Origin of the sequence: Sphingobacterium sp. Lzh-3 (assembly GCF_046764375.1) — a bacterium.
In the GTDB taxonomy this organism is placed as follows: Bacteria; Bacteroidota; Bacteroidia; order Sphingobacteriales; family Sphingobacteriaceae; genus Sphingobacterium.
Genome location: NZ_CP177226.1, coordinates 1,689,745 through 1,710,112 on the forward strand (window position 1 = coordinate 1,689,745; position 20,368 = coordinate 1,710,112).

The following is a 20,368-nucleotide window of genomic DNA, read 5'->3' on the forward strand; positions in this document are numbered from 1 at the left end:
CTGGGTTAAAATAACTTAATAAAAGTTAAGAAAACATCTTAATAAATGTTATTGGAGGGGGAGCAGCACACATAGTAGCTTTGTAAAGTCATCTGGAAATGATTTAAACAGACACTGGCTAAACCTATAGATTGATGCTTGAGATTAAGCGGGATGTGTTGGTAAGTATTTGTTTGCCAGCTGTTGATCGAGCTCTTAAGTATTACCAGGAGCTAGTGTTTGTTTCTATGACTTTGGATGATCACAGAATGTTTTTTTTTATATAGTAATTAATTAAAAAGTAAGAGAAATGGCAAGTTTTCCAATTCGTGATCAAAAAAATGATCATCTTTTAACCCCTGAAAATTCAGCATTGGTTATTATCGATTTTCAACCAGTTCAAGTGAATTCGATTAATTCGATGGACAGACAATTGTTGGTGAACAACATTGTTGGTACTGCTAAAATGGCGAAGTTATATAATTTGCCAATTGTGTTAACGACAGTGAATGTATCTACTGGCTTAAACGAAGATACCATCGGTCAATTACGAGAAGTTTTGGATGGTGTAACCTCAATCGACCGTACTTCCATCAACGCTTGGGAAGATAAAGAATTTGTTGCAGCTGTAAAGGCAACTGGTCGTAAGAAGTTAATTATGGCAGCACTCTGGACTGAAGTATGTCTTGCATTCCCGGCACTTGATGCGCTAAAAGAAGGTTTTGAAGTTTATCCTGTGGTAGACGCTGTAGGTGGTGTAACAAAAGTTGCCCATGATGCAGGTTTACGTCGTATCGAACAGGCAGGTGCTATTCCGGTAACCACACCAATGTTGTTCTGTGAAATGCAACGTGACTGGAACCGGTCTGAAACTGCAGCAGGATTCATGAACCTATTTATTGAAACTGGTGGTACAGCAGGTCTTTCTTTCTATTCCCACCTGCACAAGTAAGATGGGATAGACAGAAATGTTGATTTTGAATACTCATTTTCTGTTTTAACATTTTTTGTGACAGTGGGCTTTTATATAGGTCCGCTGTCGCATTTTTTTTGGGATTACCCCTATAAGCCTATCTTTTATGGTAATAAAGCAAATTGGGGCAACAGTAAGTTTATTCTTCACCTTAGTTAAACTTGAACCTCAAAAAATAAATAAACATATTTTATTATTAAAATAAGCTATTCAATGCGCTATAAATTTGAAGAACCAATTATTGGAACTGGCGGGACGACAAAGTATCAATGCGAAATGAAATGGCGTAACGGCCGCTTTATCGTTGATGAGCCAGTAAAAAATGGTGGTCGTGATTTAGGACCAGACCCGTTTACGCTATTATTGAGTTCACTTACATCCTGTACAATTATCACGCTACGGATGTACATTGATAATAAAGGCTGGGATGTAGCGAAAATTGTTGTCAAATCCAATTTATTTCAGACTACCTCAGGCGGAAAGACAACTTATGTGATCGATCGGGATATCTCCTTTCCGGAAAGTATATTGTCTTCCGAACAAAAGGACCGTTTGTTGGAAATTGCACAGCATTGCCCTATTTCAAAACTATTGGAGGGCGATACAAAAATTAGGACCTTCTTATATCATGACGAAGACGTTGAAAAGAAAATGCACTATAGCAATGAAAATCTGACGGTCGTATGGAAGCCCGAGTTGTGTAAACATTCAGCCCGCTGCGTGACACAGTTACCAGCTGTGTTTAATTTAAAGGAACGTCCATGGATTAATGTGAATGGTGCAGACACAGCGGCTTTGATTGAACAAGTAAAGCGCTGTCCTACTGGGGCGCTTTCTATCGAATACACGAACTCATAATATATTGAGAATAAATTTTCTTTCCAGTTAGGCCTGGAAAAAAACAAGACTCGGGCTATCTCAAAGGTTTCAAGCTTAACCTTTATTAAGTTTCAAACTTAATAAAGGTTATTTGTGTGTACTTGGTCGAGATGGTAACTTTGAGTTCATATACTATATAAAAGTAGCCAAAGAAACTAATGCAAAAAGATTTACTTTTAATATTAGGTTTACTGATGATCGTGATGTTATTGGTCATGGTAGCCCAACGTATACGGATTGCATATCCAATTTTTCTTGTGATAGCGGGTTTGGGGATAAGTTTTATTCCTGGGGTTCCGGAAGTTAAGCTGGATCCTGAGGTCATTTTCCTGTTCTTTCTTCCTCCTATTCTTTATGAGGCCGCCTGGTATACTTCCTGGAACGACTTTTGGAAATGGAAACGCCCAATAGCATTTTTAGCACTGGGCTTGGTGCTGGTTACTTCTTCGGTGGTCGCCTATGCTTCAACGGTTTTGATTCCTGGATTTACGTTGGCCTTGGGCTTTTTACTGGGGGGCATCATTTCTCCACCCGACGCGATAGCTGCAACGACCGTGCTGAAGGGGATGAAAGTTCCAAGACGGACCGGTACAATTTTGGAAGGAGAGAGTCTCGTGAACGATGCCTCCTCACTTATCGTATTTCGCTTTGCACTGCTAACGATATTTACGGGAACATTTTCTATTCAGGCAGCAGTGGGACAATTCTTTGTTGTGGCCGGAATGGGAATTGTAGTCGGAATCCTGCTGGCTCACTTATTTTACGTGATCCATCGTTTTCTGCCCACAACACCAGCAATTGATGCTACCTTCACCATCATAACACCGTATGTATTGTATCTGACAGCGGAACATTTCCATTTTTCTGGGGTTATGGCTGTGGTGAGTGGAGGCCTTTTTATGTCTTTCCGCTCCCATGAAATTTTTAAAACAGGTATGACACGCGTGAATATGGTAGGTGTCTGGGAAACACTTATATTCACGATGAATGCCCTGTTGTTTATCATGATTGGCCTTGAGTTACCCGAAGTCATTCGCGGACTAGGTGAAACCTCTATCGTGCAGGGTATTCAGTACGGACTCATCATCAGTCTGATTGTTATTGTAGTCCGAATTTTGTGGGTATATCCTTTGGCTCACGTGCCCCGTTGGGTAAGCTCAGCGGCTAGAAAAGATGTAAGTCCGGGTTGGAAAAATCCGCTTATCATCGGATGGGCTGGCATGCGTGGTGTGGTCTCCTTGGCGACCGCTCTATCAATTCCTACAGTAGTCTATGCGCAAATGGCATTTCCTTTTAGGAATTTAATCATATTTATCACCTTTATTGTCATCTTTATTACACTGGTATTTCAGGGATTAACCTTACCCTTACTTATCAAATGGATAAAAATAGACGAAATAGATCCTGTATCGTCGTCACATGAACAACAAATGGGGATACAGAAAATCTTGGATCAGGTCGCCAAGGATGAGCTGGAACGCAACGATGCATTGCAGATTGAACAGAACAGTTTCTTGAGAAACTTGAATCAAAGACTGAACGATAACCTGGCCATAGAACAGTTGCATTTGACAGCGACAGAATTGCACGATCAAAAACAAAAGGAACTTAATGAATATCATGGTATTTTGGCGGATATTTTCAAATTACAACGAAAAGCACTTGTTAATATGAGAAAGCAAAAGCTGTACAGTGAAGAAGAAATTCGGAAAGCAGAATCTTCTTTAGATCTGAAAGAGTTAAAAATAGCTGGTTACAAACATTTTTAACATTTTTGTGTATTAACGTACAACGTATATGTGCTTTTTATTTTGATAGGAACAATTTAAAATGGATACAAAACTTTTATTAGACAATATTTCAAAATACATCGACCTTACAACAGAAGAAGAACAACGATTCCTTTCTATGTTGCACTATAAAAAAGTCCGAAAAAGACAGCTACTCGTTGAGGAAACGGAAATCAATAAATATATCAATTTTGTAACGTCTGGTATTCTTCGTATTTTTTTACGAGACAGTAAAGGCTTCGAACACAATCTCCAGTTTGCCCCTCCGGGCTGGTGGATAGCGGATGTGAAGAGTTTTATGCGTCAAAATCCTGGCGAATTAAACATAGAAGCAATCGAAGATAGCGAGGTGTGTCAAATTTCAAAGGTCGATTTAGATCAGCTATATGATGTTCATCCCAAATTTGAACGCTTTTTTCGTATTCTCGCCGAAAATTCACTTGCGGCCTACCAACAATTGTATGTCAATAGTATGGGATTCACGGCGCGAGAGCGTTACGAAAGTTTCTGTAAGCTCTATCCCTCCCTGGTAATGCAGCTGCCGCAGAAGTATATCGCTTCATTCATTGGTGTCACACCTGAATTCTTTAGCAAGATGATGTTTCAAATGCAAAAAAAGAAATAGAGGTAAAAAATAAATAGAGAAGGGTAGTCTGCCTTATAGGTAGCTACCCTTTTTTATTGCTTTTCCTTAAACTTCATTAAGACAAATACTTAATATTTGTTATTGGAGGATCGGCATGTATTGACCTACTTTTATAATCGTCAAAAAAATCGAGTGGAAACAAGATAATTGACCTATTGGGGCTTCCTTTGAGGAAGTGGAAATCTACTATGTAAGTGCAACAAGAAATGCGAAAAAGTTTAGGTATATGTGTGCTATTAAGTTTATTCTATATGAAACTTAATGCCGAAAATCGATCTTATTTTGAAAGATCTGAAGTTTTCTCAGCGGATATGGGGCCTGTCCCAAAAGACACACTGGGAGATTGGCTGCTGGAACGGATAAAAAATATTCCGCTGAATAAGGAAAGAGATAGTTACTTAAGTTTTGGTGGGCAATTTCGACCGCGGATGGAAACGACCCGCCATGCCAATTGGAGTAGATCCTCTGAAGCAAATGAAAACTATTACTCCCAGCGAATTCAATTTTATGCAGATGTACACTTAAAAAAACACCTCCGTTTTTATGGGCAGTTGCAGCATGGCTTGATCTCAAGAAAGGAACCGGTTTACACACAAAGTGATAAATTGGACTTGAATCAGGCTTTTGTCGATTTGACATTCAACGTCAAACCTACCACCTTATTGACCATACGAACTGGGCGACAGGAAGTCTTCTTGGGGACAGGCAGGTTAATGGCAACCCGCGAAGGACTCAATATACGTCGGAGTTTTGATATGGAGCGCATTATGTATGAGGAAAAGAAATTTTCGAGTCAAGCCTGGTACGGCCGTGAGGTAAGGGTGCCTACAGGAATATTTGACAACTCTTCCGCACATGGAGCGTATACCTGGGGAGTTTATAATGTATTAAAATCAAGTGAACTTGTTGGGGGATCTACAGATTTTTATTATTTCGGTTATAAAGCCGACAATAAATACAATGCAGGCGGCGGCCATGAAACAAGGAATACCATTGGCTTTCGTCGTTCGGGGGTAATTGCCAATCGTTTTCGATATAATTCCGAGGTAAACTATCAGTTTGGTAGTTTTGCGGATAAACGTATTCGAGCATTTTCAATCGAAGGGGATTGGCATTATATCAAGAAATTGCAAGAAACTGCAATGGACTATGGTATCAAGTTGGATTATATTTCGGGCGATAGTAAAGTCGATGATAACCATTTGGGGACTTTTAATCCGATGTTTAACAATCCTGCATATTTTGGTTTGATCAACCAAATTGCGGCCATGAATATGTTCGATGTTCATCCTTCGGTCGAATTCGTCTTCAGAGATAAGTTTAAAACGATCTTGGAGGCCGATTTTTATTGGCGGGCGCAGCTCGATGACGGATTGTATTCTTCGTCCCGAGCGCTATTGCGACGCGGCGACCAGACAAATGCACGCTACATCGGCTGGCAGCCTGGAGTAAAGTTAGAATATCGATTTGCATCTAATCTACTGCTTTCTTCCGAGACCTATTTTTTTGCGGCCGGACAGTTTATAAAACAAACAGGCGAAAGTGCAAGCACCTTCTATAATGCGCTTACATTGAAAATTGATCTATAAGGTTGATTGTTGTTGTTGTTGTTGTTGTTGTTGTTGTTGTTGTTGTTGTTGTTGCAAATTTGAGCTTTTGAATGTATCACATTTGAGCTGTATACCAAATAAATGTTCGGGAAGATAATGGATATTTGTTATCTTTAAATTCTGTTTATTGATTTTGAGAAATTGGTAAATATTGTCATATAAATTGGTAAAAGATAGCAATGAGCATCGAGGAAAAAGATTTTGGAAAAGCTTTTTTATATTCCTGTTATGTCGAGAAAGCATTTGGGCACGAACAGTTCATTCCCGAACATGTCGTTTTTTTTCAGCTATCTGGTGAAACACATCTGGACCATCAGAAAGGAAAATTGGTGGCGACAGAAGGTCAGATTGTAGTTGCCCGTAGAAACCAACTGGCGAAAGCTTTTAAATATCCCGCAGAAAATAATGTCTATAAATCTGTTTCCGTTTTGTTGCAAGCGGATCGGCTGAAGCAATATGCGATGGACCATCACCTTAATTCGGACAAAAAGTATCAGGGCGAGTCCAATGTTGTACTGGAAAGTAACCTGTTTATAAAAAGTTATTTTGAGTCGCTGACCCCCTATGCGGAAGCCATCGACCGAGTAAGTCCGCAGATGGAAAATATAAAGATCTACGAGTTGATCACCTTGTTGTTGGAAAGTTATCCACAGTTAAAAGACCTGCTTTTTGACTTTTCAGAGCCGCATAAAATTGATCTCGAGCAGTTTATGGTTAAAAACTATCGGTACAATGTGCCTTTAGAAAACTTTGCGAAACTAACAGGGCGGAGTTTAGCAAGCTTTAAACGTGATTTTGAGAAAATATTTCAGACATCGCCCCGAAAATGGCTGCAAGAGAGACGTCTTTCTGAGGCTTATTATCTAATTGAAAATAAGCGGCAAAAACCTGCTGATTTTTATCTTGATCTGGGTTTTGAAAACCTTTCTCATTTTTATGCTTCTTTCAAGGAGAAGTTTGGCATAACACCAGCGACTATCAATTCCGTTGCTTAACATTATTTCCGCCACCAGTAACTAGGTGTTAAAGGGGGCTGATCGAGGTCAATGACCTGGCCGATCATGGGGGTAAGCATAGGCTGTTGTTGTCGTATTGCTTCCTTGGAAATACGTTCTAGAGGTTCATTCCAGGCATGATTGGCCAATACAAACTTGGACGAATGAACCGGAAACAGTAAGGAAGCTTTGAGATCATGTGCCGCTTGGACAACCTCCTCCGGCATCATGTGTATGTGTTTCCAACTGAGGTCGTATTGGCCATTCTCCAATATAGCCAGGTCAAAAGGGCCCAATTGATTACCTATCTCTTTGAAGTGGTTATCGTAGCCGCTGTCCCCGCCTAAATAGAGCCGCATGGAAGGTGTCTGGAGCGCATAGGATGCCCATAATGTGTTGGCAGTAAATATACTGCGGCCTGAAAAATGTCTAGCGGGCGCAACTGTTACACTGAAACCATCATCCAAGTTGATTTCGTCCCACCAATCTTTTTCGATGATCTGCTCAGGACGATATCCCCAATATTCAAGATGGGAGCCAACACCAAGGCCAACAATGACTTTTCCAACCCGGGGTTGTAGTGCCTTTAACGTCTTATAATCCATGTGATCATAATGGTCATGTGATATAAATAGATAGTCAATCGGCGGTAGAGCAGATACGGTAGAGACATCGGCTCCTTTAAACGCTTTTACACTTCCTGGAATAGGGGAAGCACTGCCACTAAGGACAGGATCGACGAGTATGTTCTTACCATCGAGACGAAGGAAATAAGAGGAGTGACCAAACCAAACAAGCCCATGAGGCTGACTTAACAACTTTTCCCAGTCGATATCCACTGTTGGTATAGTGTATTTGGGACTTGTTTCGTTCGAGCGCTTAAAAAAATAATCGTATAGGGCTACGGTCCAGGGCTGCGTGAGCTGTGGTGTAGGGCTGCTATTCTGGAATTTTCCGTCTTTAAACTGTTTCGATAGCTGTATGCGTTGAAGTCTTTCACCCGAGGGTCTTTTGCCGAATTGTGGATGCATCATATATAGTCCGATAAGAGCGATGAGAACAGTCAGTCCTAAGATTGTTCTTTTCAAAAACCGAAGCCACTTATTGCTGTTGTTTCTTGTTGCCATCTGCATATTGTATAACAACAAAGATAAGACTGCTGAGATTGATCTATTTTTGCTGATAGCTCAAATTTATGTGCTGTATGGCTCATTTCGGCGGACTCATCCGATCCACAATATAAAGAAAGTCTTAAAGCCCATAAAAATTCTTCTTTTACGCTCGGGAGTTGGTTGGATTATAGTTGGCTGGATATTAAAAAAAAGGGGGCTGTCCGATCTTTTTGGACGCCCCCTTTTTTTACCCTTTGTAAGGTTTTTTAGCGGCTTCGATGAGCTCTTTCATTTCTAATTTAATGTAATCTACATTTGGGGTAGATCCCGTAAGAAAATAACGTATATTTCCTTCCTTATCAATAACAAATTTTGCTGGAATTCCTTTGACTCCGAATTTCGCGGCCATAACTTCTCCGGTTTGTGGATCTTTTTGATCGTCATAGAGCACTTCAAAAGGATAATTATTCTTGGTGATAAAGGATATCACATTTTCCTTATAGTTCTTATCACGCTCCCAGGTATTCATGAATAAGAATTGTACATCCTTATCATCTGCATAAGAGTCCTGTGCTGCCTTCATTCCTGGAAATGAACGGATACATGGCTGACACCAAGTTGCCCAAAAATCCAAAACCACAACTTTTCCCTTTAAACTGGCTAGGGATACTTTTTCACCTTTAAGATTGAGTAATTCAAAATTAGGTGCAGGTTTAAAAGTTGCCATTTCTTTGATATGGTTGCGAATGTTTTGCGTTAACTCTATTTTTAAGGATGCATTAAAATTCTCGTAACCTTGAACAGATCCATTCAATTCAGTATATAATTTCTTAAGATCATTTTCGACCGCAAATTGTCCTTTAGCATATAACTTGGTGAGAATATTATATGCCTCAAGCTTTCTTCCTGTGCCCATTAAAGATTTGTAGTATACCATCGCTAGACCATCCGCTTGCTCTGGTGCTGCATTTAATGCATTTTCTATATAACCTAGCGCTTCAGTAAATTTTTTCTGTGAAACGAGTATATTGACATAAGCTGACATGGAGCTTGCATATCCCATGGCCGCAAACCGAGCCTTATTGTCTTTTTGATCCTCTGGAAGGGTTAAATAGTAATAACTATCATCCATAGCAGTTTTTAAGAGTGGTGCTGCAGTAGTCGTATCACCTGTCCTCAGGAGGATTTGACCAACAGGGATATATCCATTTCCGCGCCAGAATCGTTCTTTCATTTCTCCTAGATAATATATTGCTTTTTGTGCATTTCCATCGTTCGCGAAACTTTGTGCTAAATTAGCCAATACATAATCATAAGTCAGTGGTTCTTCCTTGAAGTTTTTAACTGGCCATTTTTTGATAAGGTCGTTATACGCTTTTTCTTTTTGTACTGGCGTACTTGCATTGTAAAAAACATCTGTGATAAAGGCATCACGGGTTAGTGATCCTTTTGGATATTTTTTCTTAGCCAGTACTTCTGCAGATGCCTGCAGATCTTCTTTCCCTAAAGAACGCAAAATGTTGATTGTAGTACGGTAGTCTTCTTCCGATTTATACGTCTTTAATTCGCTCATTAATACATTAGCAAGCGAATCCTTTTGTACCAACGTACCTTTTTCTATAATGGGCAGATACTGTTGGTATTTGTTTTTTGCTGGTTGTTGTGCAAAAGATGCTGTTAGCGAAAACACCAACGCAGCCGTTAAGATTTTTGTTTTCATTTTTTGTCTGTATGATTTTTTAAATTCATTAATCTTCGTATCCTGGATTCTGTGTCAGTTTATTGTTGATCAAAATCTGGGCTTGTGGAATAGGATACAAGACATCCGTGGCCTGCCAGTTTGATTTGATTGGAGACAATACAGCGGTAGCACGATCGGTCCGCTTGAGGTCGAGCCAACGATGGCCGAACTCACCGAAAAATTCGTGCAGGCGTTCCATTTCTATTGCAGATAGTAATTGTGTTTGGTTTAAGCTTGAATTAAGTCCTGCAAGTCCAGCGCGAGAACGGACAGCATCCACATCTGTTCGGGCTTCGGCAAGTTTTCCCAGTTTAGCCCTCGCTTCCGCGCGAATAAGATACTGCTCGGCTAAGCGAAGCATAATATGGTATTCGGAACCTGTTCCCGAGGATATTTTATATTTGGTTATGGCATAATAGATTTTGTTGGAGACCGTTTTTGAACTTGTCCAATTTGTTTTTCTTAAGTCAACCGTCGGAGATGTCTCAAAGCTATTATACACAGCGTCCGGTAGAGTGTAGCCGGGTGTAGCTGTAGCCGCGGTAATATAATTGGAGCCAAATGTCGTTACTCCCGTTTGATTGCCAAGTTGAAGAATAACCTCATTACTTGAGTTTACAAAATTTTTATCTGGTGTCGGCATGCCATAATCAGATGACTGTAATACTTTGGTCGCATAAGATTCGGCATTTTGATAATCCTTTTGGTAGAGATAAACTCTTGCCAATAGTGCGCTTGCAGCAGTTTTGTTAGCTCTTCCTCTCGGGCTTGCCGTTGCATCATAGGCCGTCGCCATCTTACTTTCCGCATCTTTTAGATCAGCAATAATCTGATCATATACTTGCTGTGCAGAAGTTCGCGGAAGAATTGCATCTTCAAAAGCGTGGAGGTCATCACGTAATTGCAATGGCACATCACCATAGAGGTTGACGAGATAGAAATAGGTATAAGCCCTAAAAAATTTCGCTTCGCCCAGGAGCTGATCTTTTACACTAGGGGTAAGGCTGGTGGATGCGTCGAGACCCGATATCGCATTGTTTGCATTCTTGATAAGTTGGTAGCAATTTGACCAGAAATTAGCGACATTCCCATTTGTGTTCAGCAGGTTATTGCTGGCGAATTCCGAGGTATTTGCATCAGCCGCATTGTATTGAAGGTCGTCTGCAGCGATTCCTGTATAAAAGGTTGAAGTCCCGGCGAGATTGATGCTTAATGTTGTGGTATACAATCCGCGTATGACACTATTTGCAGAAGCATCTGTAGAGAATGCTTCGCCAGCTACAACTTGTGTCGGTGGAGCGCCCAATTCCACAAATTTTTCGCAGGAGCTGGTCAAAAGAGTTCCACTGGTAATTGCTAATAATAGTATATTTTTATTGATGTTTAATTTCATGATCTCTAGTTTTAAAATTGACAGTTAAATCCAAATACAATCGTCCGCAATGGAGGCAATACCTGGGCAATCGTTCCAGTTCCTAAACCAGATGGACCGCCTTGCACGGTCGTTTCGGTATCCAGGACATATTTGTTCTTGGCCCAAGTAAAGAGATTTTGCCCTTGCATAAATACATTACAATTAGACATTTTTAATCTCGAAGTCCAGCTTTTGGGCAGGTTGTAAGATAAATTGACAGACCTCAATTTAATATAGGAAGCATCCCCATAGACAGCATCAGAGCTGGTATATTGATTATAAGAGTTGCTTAATGCAACTCCATCAGCTGAAGATGCCGGTACTGTCGGGATAATTGCTCCCGGGATATTGGTATTGCTGTTATTTGGTGTCCATCTGTCCAACCAGTAATCATTTTGGTTGAGCATAGTACCCGGTCTCGTGTTGAGGATTTTAGTTACTCCAAAGCGGTGGTTAAATTGAAAAAATACGCCGAGCTCGAAGCCTTTGTAGGAAAAAGTATTGTTAAATCCACCATAGAAAGGTGTACCTAAGTTAGCAACGTATCGGTCATCGCCCGTTATAGCCCCATCGCCATTGCGGTCTTCGTATAACGCTCTTCCTGTTGTGGGGTCTACACCTTGATAGTGATACAAACGGACCATATTGAGCGGCTCACCAACTAGAAAGCTACTTGAATAAAATGTGTTTTCAATTCCAGGAAATTCGACAAGTTTGTTTTTATAAAACGTGAAATTAGCAGATGTTTTCCATGTAAAATTTTCATTTGTAATATTGGTGGTATTCAACTCCAATTCCAAGCCTGTATTTTGGATCAATGCCGGTAGGTTTTCTTTGTAACTGTTGTAGCCCGTTTGAGTACTTAAAACTAAATCAGTTATCTGGTCAGAAGAACGATTTCTGAAAAAGTTTCCCGTAAACAAAATTCGATCTTTCAAGAAACCTAGATCTAAAGCAAACTCCAGTTTTTTGGTTGTTTCCCACTTGATATATTCATTTGGAAGTGTTCCAATATTCATGGAAGGATTATTTAGATACGCGGTTGTTGAAGAGTAGAGTGGAAGATAAAGGTAATTTGAAATTTGATCATTACCTGTAGTTCCATAGCTCGCTCTCAATTTACCAAAACTTAAAAACGTTAGATTATCTTGTATAAAATCCTCTTTTCCAAAGACCCATCCTAGCCCTATTGCTCCAAAATTTCCGAATCGGTTTTTAGGTCCAAAACGAGATGAGCCATCTCTTCTAAAAGTTCCATTAAACAAATATTTCTCTTTCCAGTCGTAATTTACTTTTCCGAATAGTGCATTGTATTTGTAATATACGAGGTTATTGCTGGCAGTGAATAATCCTGCGGCACTGAGCGAACCTAAAAGCGCATCGTTTGAATAATTAGAACCATTGGTTGTCTGTGAACGGGATGAATTTTGCTGAAAACTTGTTCCAATTAATGCCGTAAATTTACCTTCGCCGATACTTTTTACATAATCCAATGTCGGTTCAATAATCCAATTTTCGGCCTTTGTATTAGAGAAACTGGAAGATCCAAGCGGGTTGGAGACGGTGTTATTTAAGGAAGTAATTGGGCGTTGATTATTTTGGTTCAACTGTGTGATGGTATAGCCAAAATTTGCTTTTGCTGTCAGTCCAGGTAGAATTTTGTAACTCAGATTGGCGTTCGAGATCAGATTATTGGTATTACCAAAGTATTTCCGTTCGAGCAAGGCGATTGGGTTGTCAATAAAAGCTGATGACGGTAACCAATAGTATTTTCCATTGTCACCATAGATTGGATAATTGGGGGGCAAATTGTAGAGAGATGTGACATCAGAGGAAGGCATATCGGAATTGTCGTTGGCATAGCTAACTGATAAAGCGGCATTGAATTTTTTGTCAGAGGAGGTGTGATCCAAGTTTAACCGTGAGGTAAAGCGACTGTTTTTGCTATCTCCATAAAAAACAGTACTCTCGCGTCTATATCCCGAATTAAAGAAAAAACGGGTAGATTCGTTTCCACCAGACATATTCGCTTGAACGTCGGTAATATGTCCTTTGTTTCCAATCAGCATTTTCTGCCAATCTGTCGATTTGTTCTGATCCCATAACATAAGATCTGGAGCGTTATCGGCTGTAGGTGTAACTCCAGCATTAGCAAAAGCCTCTTTTCTTAGCGTGAGATATTGTTCTAGATTCAACATAGGGATAAAGTGGTTGACCTCGGTAAATCCGGTGTTAAAGTTTACACCAATGCGAGTACGACCTGCAGATCCTTTTTTTGTGGTGATCAATACGACACCATTTGCGCCCCGGCTACCATAGATCGCTGTAGCGTCGGCATCTTTCAAGACATCGATACGTTCAATATCCGCTGGATTAATCATGCTGAAGGGACTTAAGCCGCCTGAAGAAGCTGAGATACCAAATGAATTGAGGTTATCTGTTGCAGGTTGTCCGCCGTTAAAATTAGTAAATGGAACTCCATCAACCACGTATAGCGGTATTGAACCAGAGGTTGTTCCACTTAATGACGCTTGATTCCTAATCTGAATCTGAACAGCACTTCCGGGCACACCATTGTTTTGGGCGATCAATACACCGGACATTCTTCCCGATAGTGCGGCAAGGGGATTACTTACAGGTTGAGAGGTAATGTCCTTCGCTGTGATCGAAGCAACTGATCCCGTATTCAGTCTACGTGTTGTCGTACCGTAGCCAATAACAACCACTTCTTCTAAGCTTCCTTCTTCCGGTTTCAGTTTAATAGGAGTAGAATTGGCAATAAGCTGCTTTGCAGTGATATCAACCTTCTGATAACCAATAAAAGAAAAAGTAATAATGACATCGTCATTTGGAATACGCAGTCCCCATTGTCCATTGACATCCGTTGCGGTACTCGTTTGCATATTGCGGTATTCTGCTTTTTGCCAGTCCTTTATGATAACAGATACTCCTGCCAAAGGCGTTCCATTTTCATTGACTACTTGGCCCGCAATGTGTTGCTGATTCTCTTTTTTTTCTTTTATAGCGATAATGTCATTGTCCAATACTTCCCATGTTAGGTTGCTCCCGGCCAGAGACTGGGAAAGAAGATCTTTTACACTGATTTTCTTTCCAACAATATTGATTGTCGAGTTTGGGAGAGTCGATTTGCTAAAGAACATTTTGTATTTGCTCTTGTCATTGATTGTTTGAAATACATCTTCGAGTTTTCCTCCCTGGACGGAGACATCAATTTTTTCAGTTTGAGAATAGGCGAAGCTCTGTATATGCATGGCGCTAAGACAAATGAGCAGTAAAGCCAATCTCGACTCTTTTCTAAATTTGGGTTTTGTTTTGTTCATGTGAGTTATATAGGTTGATTGTTTTTAGAGTAGTTGTATTTGATTTTTCCCCGTTTTTTTAATTTGAAAGTAATTGACAGTTTGTAATGCTTTTAGGATATTTTCTAGTTGTTCGTTTTCGAATGTTGCTGAATAGCGTTGGTTAGCAACTGCTTTGTTTGTAATTTTAATTTCCACGCCATACATGCGTTCTAGTTTTAAGGCGATATCCAGTAATCTATCATCTTGAATGGTAATCCGATTTAATAACCATTCGGTTTCTAAAGCGGATCCGTCTTTTTCAGAGATGGAAAATGGCTGAATAGCTATTGCCATAGGAGTCGATGCGGTTTTAGTAGTTGTAGATGGGAATTCCTTTTCAACTCCATATACCTTTCTGATCACAAACTTTTCTTTGGGCTTTAATATAAATTTCTGATTGTCAGTTCCTTTTTTCCAGATGGATACTTTGCCACGTACCAAAGCTGTTTGGGCATTATTTTCTTCGGCATAATCGCGCACATTGAAAGCGGTTCCCAGTACGCTAATTTCCATTCTTGGTGTATGAATAAGGAAGGGCTTGGATGGATTTTTGGCGACATCGAAAAATGCTTCCCCAATCAAAGTAACTTCACGTGTGCTGGAATCTTTGAATGAGGCGGGATAGATTATTTTGCTCGAAGCATTAAGTGTAACTTTTGTACCATCTTCTAGAACAATTCGCTGCTGTTGTCCGTTTGTTAGCGTAATTTCTCGATTGTTTGGTTGCGCAATTTTGTAAAGATAAAGAGCTGTAAAAGCGATACAGAGGATAGCTGCAGCTGCTGCAATTCTAGGGAAATTGAATGTTTTCTGATTCCTCCGAGTCAGTTTCTTTATAATTCTGCCATGAATGCGTGCTTTGAGTGCTTTCTGTACATGATCGGGTAGTGTTTTGATTAAATTCGGTCGGGATGAAAATGAATCGAAAAAACGTTCCACGACGTCCATTTCTTCCGAATTGGCTTCGCCTTTTAAGTATTTGTCAATTAGCTTTTCGAGCTCTTGGTTAGGATATTGCATATGATTAGTACAATGTTCACTTAAATAGTGCCCCTAAAAGGAAAAAATGTACTAGTCTAAATTGGTGTTTATTTGTAATTTACTTATTTACAGTTGTATAAAATTATGAGTAGCGTCAAAAAATGTTGGATAACAAGTTTTTTTAATTTTTGAATTGATACTCCGAGGTGATTTTGAACTGTATTTTGGGAAGTTTCTGTCAAATCACTAATTTCTTTTGTGGTAAGTCCATCTAAGTATCTCATTTTAAAGATTTCTTTTCTTTTTTGTGGGAGATGGGCTACCCATTGTTCAATTAAAGATTTTAAATCCTTTTCGGCATACTGATCTACTTCCAGAATTTCATAACTTAGATAAAGGTGATGATTTTCTTCGATAAGGATATTTCTGCGTTTGTTTTTCTTATAGGTTTCAAAGACTTTGTATTTCATGCATGCAATGAGGTAGGATTTCAGGTTGTGAATCTCTCTACTGGGACAGTGTTCCCAAAGTTCAATAAATACATCCTGAACAATCTCTTCACAGGAAGCTAAATCTTCGAGTCTTTTGTAAGATTCATCTAAAAGTAAAGACCAATATTTATCATACAAAATATTGAAAGCCTCTAAATCGCCTTCTCGGAGCCTAGCTAACAAGCTTGCATCATTATGAGCTGGATCTTTATCGTTTTTCATGATATGATAGTGTGAAGTTGAATTCCTTAGATTGGTAGGGTTGAGGAATGTAACTTTTTTTCAATATTACAGATTTTATTAAATAAGGTCAAGATCTGTACGTATTTTTTATTTTTTGTGTTTAATCTTTTGAAATTCATTAAACATTTGACATCATCATTTGGGCTTATATTCATAAGAAATTGGTTTTTGAGCCGTAATTAACTCAAAATTAGGTTGAATAAAATTAAAATAGAATTCACTTTTAATTTTTCGAATAAATAGTCAAAAGTACATTTGTTTTTGGATGAGTACTGAAATTTATCTTGTTTTATGCTTGCAGAGCCATAAAAAATTCGGTTTTTATTGTCAAGGTTTAATAATATTTTAAATTAATAAAAGACCCCTAATGTTCATTAAATTAGAAATGCGTGAACTGATTGAATCTGCAAAAAAAGAAAAAAAAGGATAGTTGTCAGGATAGCAACAGATTTTGCTAAATCGTATCTTCGAAGGAGAGGATAAACCAGCGAAGCCCCGATATGTACTTTCGGGGCTTCGTTGTATCGGGGCTTCGCTGTATAAGTCATCCAAGCAGGCCCCTTAATCCATCGGCTTAATTTGATCAGGATAGGGGATCTGCTGTCCCGTAGCTTTGTAGGTCGGCAACTGAGCCTTCCAAGTCCGGAGCTGATCAGAAAGTAATTTGCTGAGCTCGCTGGTTTTTCCTTTCATTTTTGGGGCAAGGTTGTTGAGTTCACCGATATCTTGCTGCAGGTTATAAAGTTCAAGCTTCCCATTTTTCATGTCGTAAAGCAACTTATAATCTCCTTGTCTTATTGCCGAGAAAAAGTTGATTCCAGGGCCATCTGGCACTGTCCACTTGTTGGGGATATTCCATACCAATGGCCGGCTGTTCCAATTGTCGGACCTATTACCTTCCATTAAGGGCAAAAGATTTTTTCCATCTGGTTTTTCCTGTACGAGCTGATAGCGATCTATTTTGGCTAAACTGAGAATCGTTGGAAAGAGATCTTCGACCATAACAGGGGTAGCATCTGTGCTTGCAGGGTGCTGTTTGGCCTGTTTGATCAACAGAGGAACCCGGATTCCACCTTCGTAAACCGACCCTTTCCCAGCTTTTAATGGTAGGTTCTGTGTATGACTTGGTCCGGAGCGCATTGGGCTGAGGCTTAGTCCGCCATTGTCGCTAAGGAAAATAATGACGGTGTTATCGTATAGGTTTTTGTCTTTAAGAAATTGAACGATATCACCCATACTTTTGTCATAACCTTCGACCAGTGAAGCATAAGCTGCTTCAGTGGAATCTAAGCCGCGGTCGAGGTATTTTTGTACAAAACGTGGATCGGGTTGGATCGGGACATGCACCGCATAGTTGGAAAAATTAAGGAAAAAAGGCTCCTTACGGCGTATCGGCTCCTCCAGTGCCTTCAGCGCCTCCTGGGTTAAGGCTTCCGTTAAAAATGTGGATGTGCCATGATATTCCATAAGATCGGGAACCGCCTGATAACCTGCTTTGCCAGGAAGGTTACCGTAATTCTGCTCGCCATAGTAGTTTTGTGGGTGCCCGGCGGAGTGTCCTGCAATATTGACCATAAAGCCCAAATTTAAAGGACTGGCACCAGGTGTTCCGGCAGATCCCCAATGTGCTTTACCTACATGAATGGTATAGTAACCATTCGCTTTAAGGATGCTTGGAAATGGGGTAGCATATATCGTATGTGGTATATTGGGCACAGGGCTTAGTCCGTTGATATTCCAATCCGGTGGATTCAACAATTCATCTTTGCTATCGGTCGGGGTGTCAGCCTTGGGATGGGTCCAATTGGTGACACGATGATGAGCAGCATTTAAGCCGGTCAGAAAGCTCACTCGGGAAGGTGTGCACACCGGTGTTGCATACGCATTGGTAAATTTAATGGCTTCTTTGGCCAATGTTTCCAGATAGGGGGTATGAAACTTTTCGTTGATCGGCGTTTTGACCTTGTAAAATGGTTCGGACATGTCCTGCCAACCGAGGTCATCCACAAAAAACACGACAATATTGGGGCGTTCTGTTGTGGATACCGATTGGTGCTTCTGCTTAACTTTAGTTCGGTTGACAGTTTGCGCATGACCTCCTACATACATACCCATAAATAATACCACAAGGGTGAATGATAAATTGTTTTTGCGAAATAACATAGGGACAGTTTATAGTTTGAATATCGGGATTTGCTATTGATCTAAACTTTGTAAATCACTTTGTTTGCCATTTACCGTATTGTTTGAAATACTGCTATTTGCGACACGTTCAAAAAATAAGGGCTTTTTATTCCAATGAAAAGCAGGGTATTCCTTATTGGTCTTGATTTGGTTGTTGCGAAAGACCAATCCATTGACTGATTTGGCATAAAGAATAGGCTTATCGAAGGTTTCAAAGCGGTTGTCTTCGATGACGATATGGCTATGGAAGTATTTCTGCTGATTTTTTAAATCCGGAATTTCTGGATAGATCGATATAATCGCATTGGTAAATTGGAACATATTGGTCAAGGCATTGATGAAAGTATTGTTCCGGATGCGAATATCGTGACAGCTGCCAGTTTCATACCAACCATTGGCATCGCCACACAGGAGAATAGCTGTACCTGAAGTATGATCAAAGAGGTTGTTTTCTATCAGGGTCTTTTTGGGTGTACTGAATAAAGCACCTCGTGCTCTATTGTGGCGTACGGTATTGCCACTAAATAGTACACGTGGGGTCCACGTAAGGTTTTCGATGCCAATATCCATTTTTGTTGGGTCAATAGCAGGGTCCAAAGCATTACTTAAAGTAATCTTGAATTCGCGGATTGGATCTGAGGCTTTCTCGCGTAAAACGCTAATGGATTGGATCTTATTTTTTTTGTCCCAGAGTTCCATTGTACTGGATCGGATAAATTGGACCGTATCCCCCTGGTAACCCCAGTCAAATCCGTAGGATTGATCGTGCATATAACGACCGATCAATGTTTTGTCATCTATTCGTTTGGTGATCTTCAGGTAGGTACCATGGATATTGATGGCATCATCCATCATATTTTCATAAAGTCCATTCTTCGATACAATGATGCCCTTGCAACCCGAAAAATGTGTTGCGTCGGCCTGAGCCGTAAAATAACGGGGATCCTGATCGCTGCGAAGCGCAATTCGGAAACCTTCCAATGTGATGTTGTCCGTTAATTGAGCTAACAAACCCATGCCTTCGGCGTAATGGACGGCGATATTTTCAAGTCGTATATTTTTTCCTTTATGCACAAATACGCCCGGGTTGGGACGAAATCCAGCGCGCATGGCAACGACGGTACCTGGTATAAGCTTGCTGTTCTTCCATTGCTGCGCTTGAATAATACCCGGAGAGAGCTCTTTCACTTTGGTTGTGCCCACGCGAATATCGCTTGTATTATAGACAATGCGTTTGGTTTTTTCTTCAAAGGCAATCCCCGATGTCGGTTTCAGTTGCCAACCTTCACCGGTATTGTAAAATATACTGTCTTTAATCGTATAGGTTACCCAAGGTGCAGTTTGATAAGTAATTGTACCGTTGATTGTATCGTTTTGTAAAATCTTGACCTGGCAGATCTGGGGACGCTCAAAATCGATGTGGATATTTTTCAACGTGAGGTTTTTATTCTCGATCAATGCAATTGGTAACATGCGGCCATGATAGATAAAGTCTGATCCTTGTCCATCAATTGTGATGTTGTCGCAATTTTCAAATGCCATACCTACGGTCTTGGGGTTGTCCTGATCGTGATTGGAGATGTAGTATTCGCGGATTAGTGCCCCTTCTGGATGAAAGTCATAACGTCCCTTTTTGAATTTTAAAATAATAGGTTCTTTCTTGCCAATCTTGCTGAAGACGGATTGAATAGCTTTATTGATCAATGCGGTACTATTGTTGCCCGTGTTGGGAACAACACCATAGGTGGAAAGATCGATAATCTTTGCTGCGGACTGCGCAAGGCTGTCAAAATACATGAATGATAGGAGAAGGATAAGCAAATAAGGTTTTAGGATGTTCATGATGTCCTGCTTTGATAAATTGGTTTATATCGCACAATTTCCCTATGGGATTTAGCTTGTCGAATATAGGGATAATCGTTCAACATCCAAATTAAGTCGTGAAGCGTAGCGTTTTTTTTACGCATG

General features: G+C 40.1%; 14 protein-coding genes. 6 read left to right on the forward strand and 8 right to left on the reverse strand.

Going from position 1 to position 20,368, the window contains the following annotated elements:
• The first annotated feature begins 289 nt into the window (after positions 1–289).
• The 6 genes from ACLCDV_RS06910 to ACLCDV_RS06935 all read left to right on the forward strand — a co-directional run bounded on the left by ACLCDV_RS06910 (position 290) and on the right by ACLCDV_RS06935 (position 6,872).
• Positions 290–931, forward strand: coding sequence for a hydrolase (locus ACLCDV_RS06910; RefSeq protein WP_317667932.1), 642 nt, complete (start codon positions 290–292; stop codon positions 929–931).
• A 234-nt stretch (positions 932–1,165) separates the two neighbouring features.
• Positions 1,166–1,810, forward strand: a complete 645-nt coding sequence (locus tag ACLCDV_RS06915) for a (4Fe-4S)-binding protein (protein ID WP_411973250.1) — start codon at positions 1,166–1,168, stop codon at positions 1,808–1,810.
• Between the two features lie 179 nt (positions 1,811–1,989).
• Positions 1,990–3,600, forward strand: coding sequence for a Na+/H+ antiporter (locus ACLCDV_RS06920; protein ID WP_317667930.1), 1,611 nt, complete (start codon positions 1,990–1,992; stop codon positions 3,598–3,600).
• A gap of 61 nt (positions 3,601–3,661) precedes the next feature.
• Positions 3,662–4,246, forward strand: a complete 585-nt coding sequence (locus ACLCDV_RS06925) for a Crp/Fnr family transcriptional regulator (protein WP_317667929.1) — start codon at positions 3,662–3,664, stop codon at positions 4,244–4,246.
• A gap of 272 nt (positions 4,247–4,518) precedes the next feature.
• Positions 4,519–5,856 carry an alginate export family protein gene (locus ACLCDV_RS06930; RefSeq protein WP_411973251.1) on the forward strand — a complete coding sequence of 446 codons (1,338 nt, stop codon included), beginning with the start codon at positions 4,519–4,521 and terminating at the stop codon, positions 5,854–5,856.
• 200 nt (positions 5,857–6,056) lie between these two features.
• Positions 6,057–6,872 (forward strand): helix-turn-helix domain-containing protein, encoded by an 816-nt coding sequence (locus tag ACLCDV_RS06935; protein ID WP_411973252.1) that lies wholly within the window; start codon positions 6,057–6,059, stop codon positions 6,870–6,872.
• 2 nt (positions 6,873–6,874) lie between these two features.
• Here ACLCDV_RS06935 and ACLCDV_RS06940 read toward each other — a convergent pair whose 3' ends face one another.
• From ACLCDV_RS06940 to ACLCDV_RS06975, 8 genes are all read right to left on the reverse strand, one after another.
• Positions 6,875–7,999 carry an MBL fold metallo-hydrolase gene (locus tag ACLCDV_RS06940; RefSeq protein ID WP_411973253.1) on the reverse strand — a complete coding sequence of 375 codons (1,125 nt, stop codon included), beginning with the start codon at positions 7,997–7,999 and terminating at the stop codon, positions 6,875–6,877.
• Between the two features lie 232 nt (positions 8,000–8,231).
• Positions 8,232–9,704 (reverse strand): redoxin domain-containing protein, encoded by a 1,473-nt coding sequence (locus tag ACLCDV_RS06945; RefSeq protein ID WP_411973254.1) that lies wholly within the window; start codon positions 9,702–9,704, stop codon positions 8,232–8,234.
• A gap of 28 nt (positions 9,705–9,732) precedes the next feature.
• Positions 9,733–11,118, reverse strand: a complete 1,386-nt coding sequence (locus tag ACLCDV_RS06950; RefSeq protein WP_083663526.1) for a RagB/SusD family nutrient uptake outer membrane protein — start codon at positions 11,116–11,118, stop codon at positions 9,733–9,735.
• Between the two features lie 11 nt (positions 11,119–11,129).
• Positions 11,130–14,480, reverse strand: a complete 3,351-nt coding sequence (locus tag ACLCDV_RS06955; RefSeq protein WP_411973255.1) for a SusC/RagA family TonB-linked outer membrane protein — start codon at positions 14,478–14,480, stop codon at positions 11,130–11,132.
• Positions 14,481–14,504: 24 nt separating this feature from the next.
• Positions 14,505–15,521 carry a FecR family protein gene (locus ACLCDV_RS06960; protein ID WP_411973256.1) on the reverse strand — a complete coding sequence of 339 codons (1,017 nt, stop codon included), beginning with the start codon at positions 15,519–15,521 and terminating at the stop codon, positions 14,505–14,507.
• Positions 15,522–15,604: 83 nt separating this feature from the next.
• Positions 15,605–16,195, reverse strand: a complete 591-nt coding sequence (locus tag ACLCDV_RS06965; protein ID WP_411973257.1) for an RNA polymerase sigma factor — start codon at positions 16,193–16,195, stop codon at positions 15,605–15,607.
• Positions 16,196–16,777: 582 nt separating this feature from the next.
• Positions 16,778–18,379 carry a sulfatase gene (locus ACLCDV_RS06970; protein ID WP_411973258.1) on the reverse strand — a complete coding sequence of 534 codons (1,602 nt, stop codon included), beginning with the start codon at positions 18,377–18,379 and terminating at the stop codon, positions 16,778–16,780.
• A gap of 33 nt (positions 18,380–18,412) precedes the next feature.
• Positions 18,413–20,242, reverse strand: coding sequence for a right-handed parallel beta-helix repeat-containing protein (locus ACLCDV_RS06975; protein ID WP_411973259.1), 1,830 nt, complete (start codon positions 20,240–20,242; stop codon positions 18,413–18,415).
• Positions 20,243–20,368: the final 126 nt, after the last annotated feature.

Bases quoted from the DNA above. Each gene is read 5' to 3' on its own strand.
- ACLCDV_RS06910 (WP_317667932.1), top strand. From the start codon at position 290: ATGGCAAGTTTTCCAATTCGTGATCAAAAAAATGATCATCTTTTAACC.
- ACLCDV_RS06915 (WP_411973250.1), top strand. From the start codon at position 1,166: ATGCGCTATAAATTTGAAGAACCAATTATTGGAACTGGCGGGACGACA.
- ACLCDV_RS06920 (WP_317667930.1), top strand. From the start codon at position 1,990: ATGCAAAAAGATTTACTTTTAATATTAGGTTTACTGATGATCGTGATG.
- ACLCDV_RS06925 (WP_317667929.1), top strand. From the start codon at position 3,662: ATGGATACAAAACTTTTATTAGACAATATTTCAAAATACATCGACCTT.
- ACLCDV_RS06930 (WP_411973251.1), top strand. From the start codon at position 4,519: ATGAAACTTAATGCCGAAAATCGATCTTATTTTGAAAGATCTGAAGTT.
- ACLCDV_RS06935 (WP_411973252.1), top strand. From the start codon at position 6,057: ATGAGCATCGAGGAAAAAGATTTTGGAAAAGCTTTTTTATATTCCTGT.
- ACLCDV_RS06940 (WP_411973253.1), bottom strand. From the start codon at position 7,999: ATGGCAACAAGAAACAACAGCAATAAGTGGCTTCGGTTTTTGAAAAGA.
- ACLCDV_RS06945 (WP_411973254.1), bottom strand. From the start codon at position 9,704: ATGAAAACAAAAATCTTAACGGCTGCGTTGGTGTTTTCGCTAACAGCA.
- ACLCDV_RS06950 (WP_083663526.1), bottom strand. From the start codon at position 11,118: ATGAAATTAAACATCAATAAAAATATACTATTATTAGCAATTACCAGT.
- ACLCDV_RS06955 (WP_411973255.1), bottom strand. From the start codon at position 14,480: ATGAACAAAACAAAACCCAAATTTAGAAAAGAGTCGAGATTGGCTTTA.
- ACLCDV_RS06960 (WP_411973256.1), bottom strand. From the start codon at position 15,521: ATGCAATATCCTAACCAAGAGCTCGAAAAGCTAATTGACAAATACTTA.
- ACLCDV_RS06965 (WP_411973257.1), bottom strand. From the start codon at position 16,195: ATGAAAAACGATAAAGATCCAGCTCATAATGATGCAAGCTTGTTAGCT.
- ACLCDV_RS06970 (WP_411973258.1), bottom strand. From the start codon at position 18,379: ATGTTATTTCGCAAAAACAATTTATCATTCACCCTTGTGGTATTATTT.
- ACLCDV_RS06975 (WP_411973259.1), bottom strand. From the start codon at position 20,242: ATGAACATCCTAAAACCTTATTTGCTTATCCTTCTCCTATCATTCATG.